Annotated in this window: 19 protein-coding genes; 8 read left to right on the top strand and 11 right to left on the bottom strand. The window is 55.1% G+C overall.

The window, feature by feature from the left end; all coding sequences use genetic code 11:
• Window positions 1-42 precede the first annotated feature (42 nt).
• Window positions 43-1,878, bottom strand: a complete 1,836-nt coding sequence (recQ, locus tag ACI2I2_RS20715; protein ID WP_330985187.1) for an ATP-dependent DNA helicase RecQ — start codon at window positions 1,876-1,878, stop codon at window positions 43-45.
• A gap of 59 nt (window positions 1,879-1,937) precedes the next feature.
• On the bottom strand, window positions 1,938-2,807 hold the full coding sequence (gene pldA / locus ACI2I2_RS20710; protein ID WP_404659688.1) for a phospholipase A: 870 nt from the start codon (window positions 2,805-2,807) through the stop codon (window positions 1,938-1,940).
• Between the two features lie 159 nt (window positions 2,808-2,966).
• Between pldA and yigI the strand changes: the two genes are divergently transcribed.
• The 4 genes from yigI (at window position 2,967) to ACI2I2_RS20690 (ending at window position 6,199) form a co-directional block, all read left to right on the top strand.
• Complete coding sequence (gene yigI, locus ACI2I2_RS20705; RefSeq protein ID WP_330985192.1) at window positions 2,967-3,434, top strand: acyl-CoA thioesterase YigI; 468 nt, start codon at window positions 2,967-2,969, stop codon at window positions 3,432-3,434.
• A gap of 51 nt (window positions 3,435-3,485) precedes the next feature.
• Complete coding sequence (gene rarD, locus ACI2I2_RS20700; protein ID WP_404659687.1) at window positions 3,486-4,379, top strand: EamA family transporter RarD; 894 nt, start codon at window positions 3,486-3,488, stop codon at window positions 4,377-4,379.
• A gap of 109 nt (window positions 4,380-4,488) precedes the next feature.
• The gene (locus ACI2I2_RS20695) at window positions 4,489-5,475 is read left to right on the top strand and encodes a fatty acid desaturase (protein WP_404659686.1); all 987 of its coding nucleotides are present in this window, start codon (window positions 4,489-4,491) and stop codon (window positions 5,473-5,475) included.
• Complete coding sequence (locus ACI2I2_RS20690) at window positions 5,465-6,199, top strand: phosphate/phosphite/phosphonate ABC transporter substrate-binding protein (protein ID WP_404659685.1); 735 nt, start codon at window positions 5,465-5,467, stop codon at window positions 6,197-6,199. The genes ACI2I2_RS20695 and ACI2I2_RS20690 overlap by 11 nt, the downstream gene beginning before the upstream one ends.
• On the opposite strand, the gene corA is transcribed toward ACI2I2_RS20690, so the two are convergent.
• From corA to ACI2I2_RS20650, 8 genes are all read right to left on the bottom strand, one after another.
• Entirely contained in the window at window positions 6,177-7,127 is a 951-nt protein-coding gene (gene corA, locus ACI2I2_RS20685; protein ID WP_330985196.1) for a magnesium/cobalt transporter CorA, read from the bottom strand. The two genes, ACI2I2_RS20690 and corA, sit on opposite strands and share 23 nt — an antisense overlap.
• A gap of 149 nt (window positions 7,128-7,276) precedes the next feature.
• Complete coding sequence (ysgD, locus tag ACI2I2_RS20680; protein ID WP_404659725.1) at window positions 7,277-7,333, bottom strand: YsgD/CorL family protein; 57 nt, start codon at window positions 7,331-7,333, stop codon at window positions 7,277-7,279.
• A gap of 148 nt (window positions 7,334-7,481) precedes the next feature.
• Window positions 7,482-9,644, bottom strand: a complete 2,163-nt coding sequence (gene uvrD, locus ACI2I2_RS20675) for a DNA helicase II (RefSeq protein ID WP_330985197.1) — start codon at window positions 9,642-9,644, stop codon at window positions 7,482-7,484.
• 64 nt (window positions 9,645-9,708) lie between these two features.
• Window positions 9,709-10,425, bottom strand: a complete 717-nt coding sequence (yigB, locus tag ACI2I2_RS20670; RefSeq protein WP_404659684.1) for a 5-amino-6-(5-phospho-D-ribitylamino)uracil phosphatase YigB — start codon at window positions 10,423-10,425, stop codon at window positions 9,709-9,711.
• Entirely contained in the window at window positions 10,425-11,327 is a 903-nt protein-coding gene (gene xerC / locus ACI2I2_RS20665) for a tyrosine recombinase XerC (protein WP_404659683.1), read from the bottom strand. Before xerC ends, yigB begins: the two co-directional genes overlap by 1 nt.
• A complete protein-coding gene (locus ACI2I2_RS20660) occupies window positions 11,324-12,031 on the bottom strand; it encodes a DUF484 domain-containing protein (RefSeq protein WP_404659682.1) in 708 nt (235 codons plus the stop codon). The genes xerC and ACI2I2_RS20660 overlap by 4 nt, the downstream gene beginning before the upstream one ends.
• Window positions 12,028-12,852 carry a diaminopimelate epimerase gene (gene dapF, locus ACI2I2_RS20655; protein ID WP_404659724.1) on the bottom strand — a complete coding sequence of 275 codons (825 nt, stop codon included), beginning with the start codon at window positions 12,850-12,852 and terminating at the stop codon, window positions 12,028-12,030. The genes ACI2I2_RS20660 and dapF overlap by 4 nt, the downstream gene beginning before the upstream one ends.
• 36 nt (window positions 12,853-12,888) lie before the next feature.
• On the bottom strand, window positions 12,889-13,092 hold the full coding sequence (locus ACI2I2_RS20650) for a lipoprotein (RefSeq protein ID WP_404659681.1): 204 nt from the start codon (window positions 13,090-13,092) through the stop codon (window positions 12,889-12,891).
• A 110-nt stretch (window positions 13,093-13,202) separates the two neighbouring features.
• Between ACI2I2_RS20650 and cyaY the strand changes: the two genes are divergently transcribed.
• The gene (gene cyaY / locus ACI2I2_RS20645) at window positions 13,203-13,523 is read left to right on the top strand and encodes an iron donor protein CyaY (protein ID WP_404659680.1); all 321 of its coding nucleotides are present in this window, start codon (window positions 13,203-13,205) and stop codon (window positions 13,521-13,523) included.
• Window positions 13,524-13,612: 89 nt separating this feature from the next.
• On the opposite strand, the gene cyaA is transcribed toward cyaY, so the two are convergent.
• Window positions 13,613-16,159, bottom strand: a complete 2,547-nt coding sequence (cyaA, locus tag ACI2I2_RS20640) for a class I adenylate cyclase (protein WP_404659678.1) — start codon at window positions 16,157-16,159, stop codon at window positions 13,613-13,615.
• 319 nt (window positions 16,160-16,478) lie between these two features.
• Here cyaA and hemC point away from each other — a divergent pair, with 319 nt between their 5' ends.
• Genes hemC through hemX form a run of 3 tightly spaced genes read left to right on the top strand, consistent with a single transcriptional unit; the run spans window position 16,479 to window position 19,369 of the window.
• Entirely contained in the window at window positions 16,479-17,420 is a 942-nt protein-coding gene (gene hemC, locus ACI2I2_RS20635; protein WP_404659677.1) for a hydroxymethylbilane synthase, read from the top strand.
• Window positions 17,417-18,157 carry a uroporphyrinogen-III synthase gene (hemD, locus tag ACI2I2_RS20630; RefSeq protein WP_404659676.1) on the top strand — a complete coding sequence of 247 codons (741 nt, stop codon included), beginning with the start codon at window positions 17,417-17,419 and terminating at the stop codon, window positions 18,155-18,157. The genes hemC and hemD overlap by 4 nt, the downstream gene beginning before the upstream one ends.
• A 21-nt stretch (window positions 18,158-18,178) precedes the next feature.
• Window positions 18,179-19,369: a uroporphyrinogen-III C-methyltransferase gene (gene hemX, locus ACI2I2_RS20625; RefSeq protein ID WP_404659675.1), complete on the top strand. Its 1,191-nt coding sequence runs from the start codon at window positions 18,179-18,181 to the stop codon at window positions 19,367-19,369.
• Window position 19,370 lies beyond the last annotated feature (1 nt).

Below are 19,370 nucleotides of genomic sequence, written 5' to 3'. Positions count from 1 at the left end.
GATTCAGTGAGTGATTATCCTGGCACTTTTTCGCCCGGCTGACTACTCCTCATCATCGCCATCCACGTGCGAGCGGATCAGCGCCAGAAACTCCTGGCCAAAACGTTCAAGTTTGCGCATCCCCACGCCGTTCACGCTGAGCATTTCACCTGGTGAAGTCGGCATCTGCTCCGCCATTTCAATCAGCGTTGCGTCGTTAAACACCACGTAAGGCGGGATGTTCTCTTCGTCGGCAATGGATTTACGCAGCTTGCGCAGTTTGGCGAACAGTTTGCGGTCGTAGTTGCCGCCATACGATTTCTGCGCGACGCGTGGTTTGAGTGCGAGCACACGCGGTACAGCCAATTGCAGCGGAACTTCGGCACGCAGCACCGGACGCGCCGCTTCAGTGAGCTGTAAGGCAGAATGATGGGCGATGTTCTGAGTCGCAAAACCCATGTGAATGAGCTGGCGAATCACGCTGACCCAATGCTCATGGCTTTGCTCGCGACCAATGCCGTAAACAGGCAGCTTGTCGTGGCCCATTTCGCGGATGCGCTGATTATTCGCCCCCCGCAGCACTTCCACCACGTAGCCCATCCCGAAACGCTGATTCACACGGTACACCGTAGAGAGGGCTTTACGTGCGTCTTCCAGGCCGTCGTACTGACGCGGTGGATCAAGGCAAACGTCGCAGTTACCGCACGGCTCCTGACGCCCTTCGCCAAAATAATTCAGCAACACCAGACGACGGCAGGTTTGCGCTTCCGCAAAAGCGCCCATCGCATTGAGCTTGTGGCGTTCGATGTCCTGCAACTGCCCGGCAGGTTTCTCTTCCAGGCAGCGGCGCAACCACGCCATGTCGGCCGGGTCGTAAAACAGCATCGCTTCCGCAGGCAGGCCATCACGCCCGGCGCGGCCGGTTTCCTGGTAGTAAGATTCGATGTTGCGCGGAATGTCGAAGTGAACCACAAAGCGCACGTTTGGCTTGTTGATGCCCATGCCGAAGGCCACGGTTGCCACCACGATTTGCAGGTCATCGCGCTGGAATTTCTCCTGTACATCGGCGCGCACGTCGTTTTCCAGCCCCGCGTGATAAGCGCCGGCGCTGATACCACGACTTTGCAGGCGGGCAGCGGTGTCTTCCACTTTTGAGCGGCTGTTACAGTAGATAATGCCGGATTTACCGCGCTGTTCCTGCACGTAACGCATCAGCTGATCGAGAGGCTTAAACTTCTCCATCAGCATGTAACGGATATTGGGGCGATCGAAGCTGCTGATTTGAATCAGCGGATCGTTAAGGCCGAGCAGACGGACGATATCGCTACGGGTGGTGTCATCGGCAGTTGCCGTCAAAGCCATAAAAGGCAGTGCCGGGAAGCGTTGACGCAGATGGCCCAGTGCAGCGTACTCAGGACGGAAATCGTGGCCCCATTGGGAGATACAGTGCGCTTCATCTACCGCCAGCATCACCGGATTCCAGTGGCTGAGGTTGTCGAGGAAGTTGTCGAGCATCAGGCGCTCGGGCGCGATATAGAGCAGGCGGATTTTGCCCGTTCGGCAACCCGCCATAATTTCTTGCTGCTGTTCGCGGTTCTGGGTTGAGTTCAGACAGGCCGCAGCCACGCCGTTGGCGAGCAGCTGATCGACCTGGTCTTTCATCAGCGAGATAAGCGGAGAAACTACCACCGTCAGGCCTTCAAGCACTAACGCAGGAATTTGATAGCAGAGGGATTTCCCGCCGCCCGTCGGCATCACCACCAGACAATCGCGCCCTTCGAGCACGGTCTCGATGATCGTTTCCTGTCCTGGGCGGAATTGCTGGTAGCCGAAGGTTTCTTGTAAAACCTGTCTTGCCAGCGTTACCTGATTGATCACTTCCGCCTGCGCCACACTCACCCCAGCCCTGAAATAAAAACAGGCGCTATTTTCAGCGCCTGAGGACAAGAGTGCAACGATTAAAACAGATCGTTGAGCATTACGCCTACGCCAACGCGCGTCTGATTGAAGTTGTAATCAATCAGCGACTCGCCGTAACCACTGTAAACCTGAGTATAAACACGCATATGCTTGGTCACCGGGTAGCTTATTCCCAGCTCCGCGCCGCCGTAACCAGTGTTCCAGTTGTACTGGCCTTTCGCGCTTAGCACTGCGTCGCCCAGCTGATACCCAATTTTCAGCTGGTAGTAGCCCATGTACTTGGTGATATCCGGGTTATCGTCGGTGTCGCCGATGACAAACCACGGCTTCACTTCAACCATCATGTTGCCGTTCTGCGCCATCAGGCGCGTATACATGCGGTTCCAGCTGCGGGAAGTGGGATCTGAACGGCCGTTGGAATCGTGGTTATACCCGACTTCAACATCGCGCAGCGTCCAGCCTGCAAACTCGTAGTCTGTCGCGAAGCCTAAGAAGAGCTGCGGCTCATAGTTGGTTTCGCGGAAAGGCGAAGACTCGCCGGTATTGGAAAGCTGCCACCAGGACTTTTGCGTGTACGAAGCGCCCAGCACGGAATTGTCGCCCAGAATGCCGCGCCAGATTGGGAAGGCCAGGCTCAGCTGATACTTCACCTCATCTTTACGCGCATTATCCGACCAGTTGTAGGTCTGAATGGCTTCTTTGTTAATGTCGCTGCTCCACGTATAAATCAGATAGTTAGTATCATACGGGTAGAGCGTGAACGGGTTGTCGTGCTCCTGCAGCATGTTGGCAATAATACTGCCGCGAACGGCGGGAGTATCATGAACGTCCTTGATCGTAGCTTCCTGTGCGTAAACGGAAAGCGGCAGTCCTGCTACTGCCAGTAACCAACCCAGCCTGGTTCGCATCGGGAGTTCTCCTGAAGATAAATATTTATTTGTTGGATTATTATTCGCCAGACATTCTACTCATTTATCTCCGTAATGCGCGGTTATCCGTTCCGAAAGTAGCAATCAACATTCCATAAGCATAAAATCAACATTTCATTAACCAATGGACAGGTTGCTATGTCGAAAGAACTGACCGCCGATGAAGCATTAAAACTGGTCGGCGATATTTTTGTGTATCACATGCCGTTTAACCGTGCGCTTGGTCTGGAACTGGAACGTTATGAAAAAGCGTTCGCCCAGCTCAGCTTCAACAATCAGCCGATGATGGTCGGCAACTGGGCGCAAAGCATTCTTCACGGCGGCGTGATTGCTTCGGCACTGGATGTGGCGGCAGGCCTGGTTTGCGTAGGCAGCACTCTGACTCGTCACGACACCATTAACGAGGACGAACTGCGCCAGCGCCTGTCGCGGATGGGCACCATCGATTTACGAGTCGATTACCTGCGCCCAGGGCGTGGGAACCGCTTTACCGCCACCAGCAGCCTGCTGCGTGCAGGTAATAAAGTGGCGGTAGCTCGGGTCGAATTGCATAACGAAGATCAGGTCTATATCGCCAGCGCCACGGCGACTTATATGGTGGGTTGATCAGGTAAATTCAGGTAAAATCGTTTTACTTTTCTGTAACGGATTTTACTGATGGATGCTAAACAAACGCGGCAAGGCGTATTACTCGCCCTTGCCGCTTATTTTATCTGGGGTGTGGCACCGGCTTACTTCAAGCTGATCCACTACGTGCCAGCCGATGAAATTCTGACGCACCGTATCATCTGGTCCTTCTTCTTTATGATTGCGCTGATCTCTATCAGCCGTCAGTGGAGCGGGATCAAACGCCTGTGCCAGACCCCGAAAAAAATCCTGATGCTGGCGGTGTCTGCGGTGCTGATCGGCGGCAACTGGCTGCTGTTTATCTGGGCGGTGAACAATCAGCACATGCTGGAAGCTAGCCTCGGTTATTTTATCAACCCGCTGGTGAACGTGGTGTTGGGGATGATTTTCCTCGGCGAGCGTTTCCGTCGTATGCAGTGGCTGGCGGTCGCGCTGGCAGCGTGTGGCGTGCTGGTGCAGCTCTGGACATTTGGTTCCCTGCCAGTCATCGCGCTGGGGCTGGCTTTCAGCTTCGCGTTCTATGGCCTGGCACGCAAAAAGATTGCTGTCGATGCGCAGACCGGCATGTTGGTTGAAACCCTCTGGCTGCTGCCAGTGGCGGCGATTTATCTGTTCGGCATTGCCGACAGTGCCACCAGCCATATGGGGCAAAACCCCTGGTCACTGAATGTGCTGCTGATGGCGGCGGGCGTCGTCACCACTATTCCGCTGCTGTGCTTTACCGGTGCAGCCACTCGCCTGCGCCTGTCGACGCTCGGTTTCTTCCAGTACATCGGCCCGACGCTGATGTTCCTGCTGGCGGTTGTATTCTACGGTGAAACGCCGGGTACCGATAAGATGGTGACCTTTGCGTTTATCTGGGTCGCGCTGGCACTCTTTGTGATGGATGCGGTTTACACGCTGCGACGCGCACCCAAAGCCTGATGTCCCCGGCTTTGCTGAAAAATAGCAAAGCTCATCCGCTTAAATTCTTTGTTATTTCAAACGGCTTCTCACATCTTCAGCGAATGTATTCCTGAAATGTGAAGGCCGGATGTTACCTCCTGACAGCGCCAGACGTTCTGCCTGGCTTAACGACACTCAACGGCTGGCGGTGCGCCAGTGGTCCCAAAGCTGGCTGTGGCGCAGCGAGCTCCCCACGTGGTTGCTGATGGTCACGATTTACAGCGGCTGGTTTGCCACGCTGGCCTTCCATCAAACGTTGGGGATTTTCGCCTCCACCGCCCTGCTCATTCTGTTTACCACCTGGTATATGTCGCTTCAGCACGAGCTTATCCATGGGCATCCGACCCGCTGGCCACGTCTGAACCAACTGTTCGGTCTTTTGCCTCTGGCCGTCTGGTATCCGTATGGCTTATACCGCGATTCACATCTGGCGCATCACCGCAATCAGCTGCTGACCGTGCCGGGAGAAGATCCTGAAACTTACTATTTTTCAGCCGAACGCTGGCAGCGTTTCAGCGAGTGGCAGCAACGCGTGATCCACTGGCGAAACACCTTTGTCGGGCGATTGCTGCTGGCTCCGCTGCTGGATATCTTCGGCGTGTTCACGGGAATGGTGGCCTCTTTCCGCCGCCTTGAACGCCCTGCTATCGCCATGTGGCTGGTTCATTTCATCTTGCTCGCCCTGGTTTTTTACTGGCTGGAGCATAACGATTTCCCGATCCTGTGGTATCTCGCTGCGGTCAGCTATCCAGCGCTTGCCGTGACAAAAGTGCGTTCTTTTCTGGAGCACCGCGCAGCGGACGATCCGCTGGCACGCTCCGCCATTACCGAAACGTCTTTACCCTGGCGGCTGCTGTTCCTCAATCTGAACTATCATTCGGTACACCACGATTTACCCGGCGTGCCCTGGTATGGCCTGCGTAAAGTCTGGCTGCGCGATAAAGAGCGTTATCAGCAGCGGAATCAGGGATTCGTGGTGAAAGGCTATCGGGAATGGTGGCGCAATTATCGCTTCCGTCCGGTCGACGTAACGGTGCATCCAGGCAAGCACGAAGGAGAAACGCATGGCGGCTAAGCTGGCTTTTCCGATGTATGACGTTAATCCCACAGCCACCGATGCACTGGCTGCTGCCGTGCTGCGCCGTTTTCCTGAGGCGCAATTTCTGCGACCGGTTGAACTCCTCCCACACTGGCGTGACGACACTTTATTGTTAAGCCAGACCTGCGGATATCCTCTGATGACACAGTTGCCGGAGGTTCAGGTGGTGGGCCAGTTTCATTACCTCGCGTCGGGATGTGAGAGAGGAAACTACCGTAGCAAGCTGGTGGTAAGAAAAGTGGATGAGGGTAAAACGCTTGCAGCGTTTCGCGGGCGCATCGCCGCCAGCAATTCAGCAGACTCGCAATCGGGGTATCACGCCCTGCGTAACAGCGTGGCGCATGACGATACGTTTTTCAGCTCACTTGTCTGGACGGGCAGCCATCGCCAGTCGCTGAAGGCGCTGCAAAACGGCGTGGCCGACATCGCTGCCATTGATTGTGTCAGCCTGGCGCTGTTCGCCCGTTATCAGCCTGAAGCACTGGCTGGGCTGGCGACGATTGGCGAAACAGCGTTAACACCGGGCCTGCCGTTGATCACGTCGAGCCACACGTCAGAGAAAACGCTGGCAAAGCTACGTGATGTTTTAGGCGAGATTGCGGCAGAAAAGGAAATTGCAGAACCGTTGTTGATCGGCGGCTTCACCGCAGCAAGCCGCCGGGAGTATGAAGTGATCCTTACAGCCAGTTCTTACGCTTGAAGTAAAGATACGGTGCGAGACCCGCGAGGATCATCACCACAATCGCTGCCGGATAGCCGAAGCTTAAATGCAGCTCTGGCATAAACTCGAAGTTCATCCCGTAGCTGGAGGCCACCAGCGTCGGTGGCAGGAACACCACGGACACCACCGAGAAGATCTTGATGATGCGGTTCTGCTCGATGTTGATAAAGCCCATCGCCGCCTGCATCAGGAAGTTCACCTTCTGGAACAGCGATTCGTTATGCGGCAGCAGAGATTCGATATCTCGCAGGATTTCGCGCGCCTGTTCAAGCTGGACAGCAGGCAAACGCGCCTTACGCACCAGGAAGTTCAGTGCACGTTGGGTATCCATCAGACACAAACGCACTTTCCAGCCGATATCTTCCAGCTCCGCCAGGGTGGACAGTGCTTCGTCGTACTCATCACCCTGATGGCCTTCCATGATCACCCGGCTCAGCTTTTCCAGATCGCTGTAGATGTTTTCGATTTCATCCGCCAGCTGTTCGATTTTGGTTTCGAACAAATCCAGTAACAGCTCGAAGGCGTTACCGTCGACCATTTCCTGGTTACGGGCGCGCATACGATAGAGACGAAACGCAGGCAGTTCACGCTCGCGCAGAGTAAACAAGCGCCCTTCGCGAATGGTAAATGCCACGGTGGAGTTACCCGCGTGATCGTCAGCATCTTCAAAAAAGAAGAAGGAGTGAATGTGCAGGCCGTCTTCGTCTTCGAAGAAACGGGCCGATGCTTCGATGTCTTCCAGTTCAGGACGTGTGGCAAGGTTTTGACCCAGTTCTGACTGTACGCGGTTTCGCTCGTCATCATCCGGCTCCACCAAATCGACCCAGACAGAGCTGCCCAGATGTTCGATGTCATCAGACTCAAGACGCGTTAAGCGATTGTTTTCCAGTTGAAATGCGCTCAGCATGACCGGGACTCCCAATGCAAAAAATGATCGGACGGTACGTTGGGCACACAGAAACAATGGGGGTTTCAGACCATAAAGCCTGACTCAGAGCGACGGAATACGAGCGGGTCGCTGACAACCTCTAAGGCCATCAGCGTGGGGTGATAGCCTTAGGAGTTGTTCCTGAATTGCAGGAAGTTGAGCCAGCATCTACTGGGTGTGTCCAAGGTATCAGTCCTCTTAGCGTAATCGTGCGCGCATGTTACGCCAGCCTAAATGCAGCGTCAACACGCAACGAAAAGCCAGAGAGCTTTTCCACCCCTCTGGCGTATAAGACTAGCAGAACGTTAAAAAATTATGATAATTTTCTTAACGTTACACGGTTTCGAGACGAGCGTAGGCGGCCACCAGCCATTTGATCCCTTGCCCCTGAAACGCGACCTGCAAACGGCTGTGCTCGCCGCTGCCTTCCAGATTAACAATGGTGCCTTCACCAAATTTCGGGTGACGAACGCGCTGGCCGAGTTTGTAGCCCGTGTCGTTTTCCGCCATTGGCGTGCCCATCCGCTGGTGACTCACCGGGCGACTCACCGTTGCACGCAGACGGACTTCTTCCACACAAGCTTCCGGTAATTCACCCACAAAGCGTGATGGACGGTGATAGACCTCTTTCCCGTACAGACGACGCGTTTCGGCGTAGGTCAGCGTCAGCTTTTGCATCGCACGCGTCACCCCAACGTAGGCCAGACGGCGTTCCTCTTCCAGACGCCCGCCTTCATCCAGCGACATCTGGCTCGGGAACATGCCCTCTTCCATCCCGACGATAAACACCTGCGGGAACTCCAGACCTTTCGCTGAGTGCAGCGTCATCAACTGAACCGCATCCTGCCAGGTGTCCGCCTGCCCTTCGCCCGCTTCCAGCGCAGCGTGGGAGAGGAACGCCTGCAGCGGCATCATGTCTTCTTCTTCGTCGTTGTAGCTGAACTGGCGCGTGGCCGTCACCAGTTCCTCTAAGTTTTCGATACGCGTCTGGCCCTTCTCGCCCTTCTCTTGTTCATACATCATGAACAGGCCGGAATCTTTAATCACCCGGTCAGTCTGCACATGCAGCGGCATGTCGACAGTTTCCTGCGCCAGCGCTTCGATAAGCTCCATAAAGCGCTGTAACGCGCTGGCCGCACGTCCTGCCAGGGCTTTCTCTTTCAGCAGCTCACGACAGGCTTGCCACAGCGTTAACTGACGATCACGCGAAGCCTGACGCACCACATCCAGAGTGCGATCGCCAATCCCACGCGTTGGGGTATTCACCACGCGTTCAAACGCTGCGTCGTCATTTCGGTTAGCAATCAGGCGCAAATAGGAAAGCGCATCTTTGATTTCCTGACGTTCGAAGAAGCGCATGCCGCCGTAGATGCGATACGGCATGCTGACCTGCAACAAGGCTTCTTCCAGCACACGCGACTGGGCGTTGCTGCGATAAAGAATGGCGCACTGCTCCAGCGCCCCGCCGTTGTCCTGCCAGGTTTTAATGCGGCTGACCACGAAACGCGCTTCGTCGAGTTCGTTAAAGGCGCAGTAGAGTGAGATAGGCTCGCCGTCGACGCCGTCGGTCCACAGCTTTTTACCCAGACGCCCGTTGTTGTTTTCAATCAGGGCATTAGCGGCGCTCAGAATATTGTTGGTCGAACGGTAGTTCTGTTCCAGACGAATAGTTTCGGCACCCGGGAAATCGTTGAGGAAACGCTGAATATTTTCAACCTGCGCACCACGCCAGCCGTAAATTGACTGGTCATCGTCGCCGACGATCATCACTTTGCCAGTGTCGCCCGCCAGCATGCGGATCCACGCGTACTGAATGTTGTTGGTATCCTGGAATTCGTCGACGAGGATATTGGTGAAGCGTTCGCGGTAGTGCTGCAAAATATGCGGCTTGTTGAGCCACAGCTCGTGCGCTCGCAGCAACAGCTCGGCGAAATCCACCAGCCCCGCGCGGTCACACGCTTCCTGATAGGCTTTATAAACGCTGATCCAGGTTTGTTCGATAGGATTGCCAAAGCTTTGAATATGATGCGGGCGCAGGCCCTCATCTTTCTTGCCGTTGATAAACCACATCCCCTGACGCGCGGGCCACTGCTTCTCGTCGAGGTTCATCGCTTTCATCAGGCGCTTCAGCAGACGCAGTTGATCTTCGCTGTCCAGAATCTGGAAATCCTGCGGCAGATTGGCGTCCAGATGGTGCGCACGCAGCAAACGGTGCGCCAGGCCGTGGAAAGTACCCACCCACATGCCGCCCTGCGAAGAGCCCATCAGCTGCGCGATACGGTGGCGCATTTCCGCCGCCGCCTTGTTGGTGAACGTCACCGCCATAATGGAATACGGCGAGCAGTTTTCCACGCTTTGCAGCCACGCGATGCGGTGCACCAGCACGCGCGTCTTACCACTCCCCGCCCCAGCCAGCACCAGCAGGTTGGTACGCTTAGCCGCTACGGCTTCACGCTGTTTGTCATTGAGGCTGTCGAGCAGGTAAGAAACGTCCATTGGCACCGCCGGAGAAAATCGGGGTTCGCAGAACCCCTGTTAATATATACAGAGTTGCTGGTGATTATATCAGCGTAGTGAGGGATGCCAACCGCGAAATTTCAATGTGCGGCAGCAGGCGACTGTCACTGATTTGCATCAGGTCGCCATCGAGCAGATTGATCCAGCACGCCTGCATGCCGCAACGGACGGCACCGGCAACATCTGTGGTCAGGTCATCACCAACATGCAGGATTTGCCCGAGCGGCACATCAAGGCGTTCAGCCGCCAGATGGTACATATCGCTGAACGGTTTCGAGCGCCCGTCAGGGCCCGCGCGCAGCACAAATTTGAAGTACTCATTCAGGCCAAACAATTCTGGCTGCGCGTTGCCGTTGGTGATCGCCACCAGCGGCCATTTCTCTGCCAGTTTCGCGAGGGTATCGTGCGTTTCCTGCGGCACATCAATGGCGCTGCGCCATTTGGCGAAATTCATCATCGCGGCATTGGCACCAATTTCCGCGTCACTTGTGGATAGCCCGGCGTTCAACATCGCCTGTTCTACCGCACGACGACGCCATTCGGTGACGTCGTGATAGATTTCCGGCTCCGCCTGGCGTAGCGCCGTGCGCAGTTGCTGGAAATCGCTACTCTCAAGTTGGTTCAACGCTGGGTGATAGTTGCGAACAAACTCAAGCGACTCTTTCTCGGTGCGACGAATCACCTGGCGGTTATCGTAAAGGGTGTCATCGAGATCAAACGTCAGGGCGGCTATCTGGCCCAGAGGACGGTAAAAACGCATTATTTCCCCCGTTTTGCGCGTGGATGTGCTTTGTCGTACACCGATGCAAGGTGTTGAAAATCAAGATGGGTATAGATTTGGGTGGTCGACAGATTGGCGTGGCCCAGTAATTCCTGCACGCCACGCAGATCGCCGCTCGATTCCAGCATATGGGTGGCGAAGGAGTGACGGAGTTTATGCGGGTTGACATGGCTGTTCAGCCCTTGTTTGATGCCCCACTCCGCGAAACGCTTTTGCACATTCCGCGCCGAAATTCGCTTACCGAGCTTAGATAAAAACAGCGCGTCTTCTTCAGCGCCAAACAACCCGCGTAAATCCAGCCAGTGTTCAATCCAGTGCACCGCGTTGCGGCCAATCGGCAAACGGCGCTCTTTACTGCCTTTGCCCATCACCCACACTTCACCCGATTCCAGATCGAGATGTTTCAAATCGAGGCCGACTAATTCGGAAAGACGGAGGCCAGCGCCGTACATCACTTCCAGCATTGCTCTGTCTCGCACGGCCAGCGGATCGTTAAGATCGATATCCAGCAGACGATTCACATCATCGACATCAATGTTCTTCGGCAGATGGCGCGGCGTTTTCGGCGCAGAGACGGCTTTCGCCGGGTTAACCTGTAGCTCGCCCTGACCGACTAACCAGTCGAAAAAACTGCGTAATGCGGAGAGGCGCAGCGCGAGGCTGGCAGGGCCGAGCCCTTTGCGGCGGCTGCGTGTGGCAAAACTGCGCACCACGGCAGCGTCACATTGTTGCCAGCTTTTGACGCCGGTTTCTTCGGCTAAAGCGATAATGGCATCAAGCTGACGCTGATAATTCAACACGGTGATGGGACTTAACTGGCGCTCTACGCCCAGGTAACGCAAAAAACGTTCGGTGGCTGTCGCTAAAGGTGAGGCCGTCATACGCGCTCGACCCAGCGCTCCAGCAGGCCAGGCAACAGCAACGAAATTTCCTGAAGAAGATGAGTGCCTTGCCCTGCCTGATAGTGGTGCACATCACGGCTGCTGAACAGTATCACGCCGAGATCGCCATCGCTGCCGAGCATCGACATCGCTACCGAGCCAATGGCTTTCGCTTCCGGCATCATGACCAGCAATTCCGGGCCGTTCAGTGAGCCAAGGAAATGCCGTTCCTGACCAAGACGTTGAATGCGAATGGGTTCGAAGGCCTGACGCGAGAGCGCCAGTTGCGTGCATTTGGAGGGGGCGCCAATACGCCAGCGATCGGCGAACAGCCGAACCGTTGCGCCAGCCAGACCTAAATCACGGGCCCAACGATGAAAGCGATTCAACATATCGTCGAGGCTTTCTGCCGCCGCGAGACGCGTCTGCAGATGCAGCAGGCGATAGAACAGGCTTTCGTTGGCCGTTGCCTGTTCCACCAGCAGCGACATGTTTTCTTCCAGCGCGTTGATTTGATTTCGCGCCCGCGCCATGTGCCACTCAACCAACGACACCGTGCCGCGAACAGGATGCGGGACGCGCATCTGCTCCACAACCGGTGCGTTGCGAATGAAAAACTCAGGATGGTGCAACAGATACTCCACCACCGCGCTGTCATCCAGCGCGCTAAGCTCAGCCTGCTGCTCTTCCCCTATTTGTTTCATAAATGAATAAATCCGTCGTAGACATGTGCCGCCGGGCCAGTCATATACAACGGTTGACCCGGTCCTTTCCAGGCGATATCCAGCCGCCCGCCTGGCAGTTCCACGCGTACCTCTTCGGCCAGCAAGCCTTGCTGAATACCGACCGCAACAGCGGCACAGGCACCACTTCCGCATGCTTGCGTTTCGCCTGCGCCACGTTCATACACGCGCAAACGGATGTGATCACGTTTGACGACCTGCATAAAACCGATATTGGCACGCTCCGGAAAACGCTCATGGCTTTCCAGCACTGGTCCTAATGTTTCCACCTGAGCGGTATCCACATCATCAACCTGAAGAACGCAATGCGGGTTGCCCATCGAGACCACGCCGCACAATACTGTTTGTTCTGCCGCACGCATAATATAGGTCTTTTCCGCTTTGTTAGCGCGGAAAGGCACCTGCGAAGGCTCGAAATTGGGTTCGCCCATGTTCACGCGCACCAGTTCGTCATCCGTTACGCTTAATACCATACGGCCATTAGCGGTACTGACGCGGATATCACGTTTATTGGTCAGGCCTTTGATGCGAACAAATCGGGCAAAACAACGTGCGCCATTGCCACACTGATTCACTTCGCTGCCATCGGCATTAAAGATGCGGTAGTGAAAATCGAGATCGGGATCGTAAGGGGGCTCAACCACCAACAGTTGATCAAACCCTACGCCGAGATGCCGATCCGCGAGGCGACGAATCAGCTCCGGCGAAAAGAACACGTTCTGCGTCACCGCATCAACGACCATAAAGTCGTTGCCAAGGCCATGCATTTTAGAGAACTGCATCATCTACTCCATCCACGCAGAAACAACGACTGAGTTTTAGTAGTTCACCTGAGTCGGGCCACCGTTATCGCCGCGATCGTTGCGAGTCGGCTCGGTGCTTTGCGTTCCAGGGTTTACCGGTTGGGTCGGCGGAGCGGCTGTTTTATCGGCCGGCGGAAAATAAAGCGGGCCTTTGAGACCGCAACCCGTCAGCGTAAATAACGCAGTCATAAGGACCAGAGGTCCAACAATGTTCTTCATTCTAAAGTGCCTGTGGTTGATGCTTTCTGCTTTCTATCATCGCAGGAGAAGACGTAAAAGCAAGCGTTTAGCGATATACTGTCGCCATCACGCAATAATGGGAAACAAAAATGAACGACAGTGAATTCCATCGCCTTGCCGACACACTTTGGCTCACTATTGAAGAGCGTCTTGATGACTGGGACGGCGACAGCGATATCGATTGTGAGATCAACGGCGGCGTGCTGACGCTCAGTTTTGAAAACGGCAGCAAAATCATTATCAACCGTCAGGAACCGCTGCACCAGGTGTGGCTGGCGACCAAACAAGGCGGCTATCACTTCAGTCTCAAGGAAGAGGAGTGGGTGTGCGATCGCAGCGGCGAAACGTTCTGGGATTTACTGGAACAGGCTGCAACCCAGCAAGCGGGTGAGGAAGTGACTTTCCGTTAAACCCCTTATCCCGGATGGTGCTGACGCTTATCCGGCATAAGGATTAAGCCGTTGTAGGCCCGGTAAGCGTAGCGTCACCGGGCAATTTCTCAGGAAAAATACTGCTGTAAAAGCGGTGCTGCAGCATCCTGATTCGCAGGTGCGACAGAGGCGATGGCCTGAGTACGGAAAGGAATGACCTGCGCGCGGTTGTCCGTCTTCACAATCTGATAGAACTGCGGCAGGTTGAAGTTGATAAAGCTTGAGCCGTAGGTAAAGCGGTCGTGCGACGAGGAGTAGAAGCGGCTGACGTCTCGCACCAGCTCTTCTTTGCTGCCTTCGCAGTGGTGATAAACCTCTGCCCGGTTGCTCTCATCCAGAATGTAGATGTTGAAGCCGTTATCATCGCTGGTGTCTTCAAAGAAGAACTGAATAATCCCTTCGCTGGCAAACCCATCCACAACCGACGGCAGTTTCACATGGTTCGTTTCCACCTGCACGGACAAGCCATGCAGCTTGTTGTGCGAGATGGCACCATAAAACTCGATCGCGTTTTCCAGCTTCTGCACCGACACATTCAGACGTTCGAAGAACAGGCCCCAGGTTTGCCCCGCCACTCGCAGCGCTTTGAAACGCCCGGTTTCCTGACGGGTACTGGAGAGGCGCAAATCAATACACTCAGAGACCAGCTGCTGCACGCGAGTACGAATTAACCCGCGCAGGTGTTGGCTGTAGCAGAACACTTCAACGCTGTCCGGCGGCGCGGCATCCTGGTGCATTTTGCCCAGAATGGTTTTCAGCGCTTCGATCATCGCCTGCTCGCCGTTAAAGTGCAGCGTACGCACTTCATTCCACGAGTTGCGATAAAGCAGATCGACGCTGCCCACCAGGCAGTTTTGCTCTTCGCCGAAGCTGAAGACATCGAGCTTACGGAAATCGAAATGCACAACCTGATTGCGGAACGCCGCCGTCGGGTCATATTCCAGGTTGACGATAATCGCCAGGTGGCGAATCTCGCACGGGCTGTAGAGCGCTTTCGGTGTAGGTGCCGGTAAACGCAGCGGGAAGTGATGCGACACATCGGCCACCATTTCCTGCAGTTTTGCCAGGTCGGCAACGCCGTTGCCCTTAATAAACAGGCGGGTGCGTGAGGTCAGCAGGCCGTTAAACCAGGCCCAGGCCACCAGCTTATTAAGATAACGGTTATATTCCAGCGGCTGATGGCTGACGATGGACTCCATGTTCGGCGCACGGTTGTAAAGATACCAGCCTGTGCGGTTGGCACGGCCCGGCGGCACATGGATAAAGGTCAGGTTCGGCTCGGAAAGATCCGGGGATATCTGCGGGTTCACCAGCGTGACTTTACCCGGCAACGCTTCAAACGCAGCGTACAGTTTACGGGTCAGAACACCAATATCCTGCGGACTTGCGGAAACACTCAGATTATTGCGGCGCGCGAAGCGAATCAGATTGCGGTAGCTTTGCATCATCGCATCAAGCAGTTCGTTGTGCGCTTTACGCACTTCATCGATTTTCCAGTTAGCGCGGTTATCGAGCATCGCCAGACGGTCTTCACTCCAGCCCCAGTCTTTGACTAACTGCCCCACCACTTCACGACGCCAACCCACGCAGGCGCGCTCACGGCTGAGTTTTTCGCAAACTTTTAAATAGAAACATCGACGCACCAGATCCAGACGCGTGGTGTCATCAATTGCCAACAGATAATCTGTTACGCGCTCAAGCATCATGCAGTAAGGGTCGAGGCCGAAAGAGACTATCTCGCCGTCATGCAAACGTTGCTTAATGTCTTTGGCCAGAAGACGCGTGTTGGGATATTCCCAGGAATAGGCTTCGAGAAGCAGGGTTTTCAGCACCGCTTTGTACGGTGAATCAATACTTTTATACAGCTGCCACAGGCTGGAACCGAAGTACTCTTCCGCGGAGAGCGAGCTCAATCCGCCTAAGTCCAGCCATTCGTTCGGCGTTAGCACGCCTTGCGCATAGAGCTTCATGACGTAATCGTCGTAATGCTCTTCTTCTTCGCACGGCACCATATTCCACAGAATACGTTTACCTGCGAGGCGCACAGCGGTGCGATAAAATTCATCGAGCAGCAAAATGTGCTGGGTTGATCCACAGTCTTCACCACCCAGACTGCCGCTTTCGTTATGGCGGAAACGGTTTTCGTCGATCAGGAAAAAGCTCACTTCCACGCCCAGCGACGCCGCCCAGCTTTCAAGCAGGCTGCATTTACGCTGCAACAGTTGGCGCTCTTCGTTATCCAGCCAGGCCTGGTGACACACCCAGATGTCGAGATCGGAGGAACAGCTTTGCCCCACAGACGAGGTGCTCCCCATCGAGTAAACGCCGGTTATCGGCAGTTCACCTTTTGCGGTGAGCTGCGGCGGCATACCGCGATGGAGTTCGAGTTCGTCCAGGTAATGGCGTTGAGTTTCATCAGGCGTGTAGAGGCAAATGCCTTTGGGTACGTTACCGTCGAGGTAACCCGGCATGAGCGGATGATGGTAGTGAAGCAATGTCGGCAGAAGACTGTAGACCTGCTGAAAAGCGGGCCCCATGGCAGCAAGCGCGCGATCCACACGCAATTGATTGATGGCATCCAGTCTCTGTTTCAGTGTCTCAATATAGAGGTACAAGACATATCGCCTGATGTTTAAACCCGTTGTACCGCGAGGGTGACGGATTTTAGAATTTCAACAAGAACCGCTACCGTCCGTTGCCGTCAGGTTGGGTAGTACGGGCTAACAAACGGTTTAAAACGTGATCAATTTAACACCTTGCCGTTTGACGGTAAAGAAAGATGCGCTACAGATAAGTTTAGCACTGTTTAAGCGCTGTAAATTCTTCAGCACGCCTCGCCTGCTTCGATTTTGGATTTTCAGAAAAACTCGAAAACTAACATCCTTATAGCAACAATGTTAGGATGACCAGTGGACGATAACGACGGTAACAAGCATGTTAGACAAAGTTTTAAGAATTGCCACACGGCAAAGTCCCCTCGCCCTTTGGCAGGCACATTATGTGAAAGACCGCCTGATGGCATGCCATCCCGGCCTGAGCGTAGAGCTGGTGCCGATGGTGACGCGAGGCGATGTGATCCTTGATACCCCGCTGGCGAAAGTGGGCGGAAAAGGGCTGTTTGTCAAAGAGCTGGAACTTGCGCTGCTTGAAAACCGCGCTGACATTGCCGTGCACTCGATGAAAGATGTGCCCGTAGAATTTCCACAAGGATTGGGGCTGACCACCATTTGCGAGCGTGAAGATCCGCGCGATGCGTTTGTCTCCAATCACTTTGACTCCATTGATGCTCTGCCCGCTGGAAGCGTGGTTGGCACGTCAAGTTTACGCCGCCAGTGTCAGATAGCCGCTGAACGCCCCGATTTGGTGATCCGTTCGCTGCGTGGCAACGTTGGCACGCGCCTGAGCAAACTCGATAACGGCGACTACGATGCCATCATTCTGGCGGTTGCCGGGCTGAAACGTCTGGGTCTGGAATCCAGAATTCGCCTCGCATTGTCTCCAGAACAGTCTCTGCCGGCTGTTGGTCAAGGTGCTGTCGGGATTGAATGTCGCCTCGACGATGAGCAGACTCGCGCGCTGCTCGCGCCACTGAATCATGATGAAACCGCCGTTCGTGTTCGTGCAGAACGCGCGATGAATACTCGTCTTGAAGGCGGCTGTCAGGTGCCGATTGGCAGCTATGCTGAATTAAAGGACGGTGAGCTGTGGCTGCGTGCCCTGGTTGGCGCACCTGACGGTAGCCAGATGGTGCGCGGCGAACGTCGCGGCCCCGCTAAAGATGCCGAAGCACTGGGCGTGTCCCTTGCTGAAGAGCTGCTGGATAACGGCGCTCGGGCAATCCTCAAAGACGTGTATAACGGAGAAGCACCTGAATGAGTATTCTGGTCACTCGCCCGTCTCCTCAGGGAGAAGAACTTGTCAGCCGCCTGCGCGCGCTGGGGCGAGAGGCCTGGAGCTTTCCGTTAATTGAGTTTACCCCAGGCCGCGAGCTGGCTGCGTTGCCAGAGCATCTCGCGGCCCTGGGTAAAGACTCGCTGCTGTTTGCCCTTTCCCAACACGCCGTTGAGTTCGCTCACGCTCACCTGCAACAACAAGGTTTGCACTGGCCATCGTCTCCCGACTATTTCGCCATTGGACGCACCACGGCGCTGGCATTACATAAAGTCAGCAGCCATCACGTTCGCTATCCCCTCGATCGGGAAATCAGCGAAGTGTTGCTACAATTACCGGAATTACAATCTGTTGCGGGCAAGAAAGCGCTGATTTTACGCGGTAATGGCGGCCGGGAACTGCTGGGGGAAACCTTACGCAGCCGTGGCGCCAGCGTTACATTTTGTGAATGTTATCAACGTTGTAACCGTCATTATGACGGTGCAGAAGAGGCGATGCGCTGGCAGTCACGCGGCGTGAGCCAGATAGTCATCACCAGCGGTGAAATGTTACAACACCTTTGGTCGCTGATCCCTCAATGGTATCGCGAGCAGTGGCTGGTAAACTGCGACCTTTTGGTGGTCAGTGAACGTCTTGCACAACAGGCCCGGGAGCTGGGCTGGCGGAACATCAAGGTAGCCGATAGCGCTGACAACGACGCGCTGCTGCGTGCTTTACAATAACTCTCAACATTGGAAGCCATAATGACGGAACAAAAAGAGAACTCCGCCGTGGTTGAAGAGACCAGGGAGGCCGTGGACATCACGCCACAGCCGGAGAATGCTGAAAAGAAGAACGCTGAGAAGAAAAATGGCAGCAACAAAACGCCACTGGTGCTGAGCGTAGTGGCTATCGCTATCGCATTGGCGGCGGGTGCCGGCCTGTATGGGCTGGTTAAGCAGCAAAACGTGAATCAGACCACCGCCAGCGATGCGCTGGTGAATCAGGTGACTGCGCTGCAAAAAGCGCAGGAGACCCAGAAAAGTGAGCTGGAAGGCGTTATCAAGCAGCAGGCCTCTCAGCTGGCAGAAGCGAAGAATCAGCAAGATGCGCTCAATAAACAGCTTGATGAGCTACAGCAGAAAGTCGCCACCATTTCTGGCAGCGATGCCAAAACCTGGCTGCTGGCTCAGGCCGATTTCCTCGTCAAACTGGCAGGCCGCAAGCTGTGGAGCGATCAGGATGTCACTACTGCCGCGGCGCTGCTGAAAAGTGCCGATGCGAGTCTGGCTGACATGAACGATCCGAGCCTGATTGGCGCACGCCGCGCAATCACCGACGATGTTGCAAGCCTTTCCGGTGTTTCACAGGTCGACTACGACGGCATTATTCTCAAAGTGAATCAGCTGTCGAACCAAATCGACAACCTGCGTCTGGCGGATAACAGCACCGACGACTCTCCAATGGATGACGACGGCGGCGAGCTTTCAAGCTCCCTCAGTGAATGGCGCGTCAACCTGCAGAAAAGCTGGCAGAACTTTATGGACAGCTTCATTACTATTCGCCGTCGTGACGAAACAGCCGTACCGCTGCTGGCACCAAACCAGGACGTCTATCTGCGCGAAAACATTCGCTCACGTCTGCTGGTTGCCGCTCAGGCTGTTCCACGTCACCAGGAAGAGACTTACAAACAGGCGCTGGATAACGTTTCAACGTGGGTGCGTGCTTATTACGACACCGACGATGCCACCACCAAAGCGTTCCTCGATGAGCTGGATAAGCTGAGCCAGCAGAACATTAATATGGATGTGCCAGACACGCTGCAAAGCCAGGCGATTCTGGAAAAACTGATGCAAACGCGCGTGCGTAATCTGCTGGCTCAGCCGTCCGTGGCCGCCACAGAAGCCGCACCTCAGGCTGAAGCGCCTGCCGCTGCTGCGCCGCAAGGAGAATAAT

This window comes from Scandinavium sp. NPDC088450 (assembly GCF_044900545.1).
Lineage (GTDB): Bacteria > Pseudomonadota > Gammaproteobacteria > Enterobacterales > Enterobacteriaceae > Scandinavium.
The sequence above is the reverse complement of the archived record's forward strand: the minus strand, read 5'-3'. Positions and strand labels throughout refer to the sequence as shown.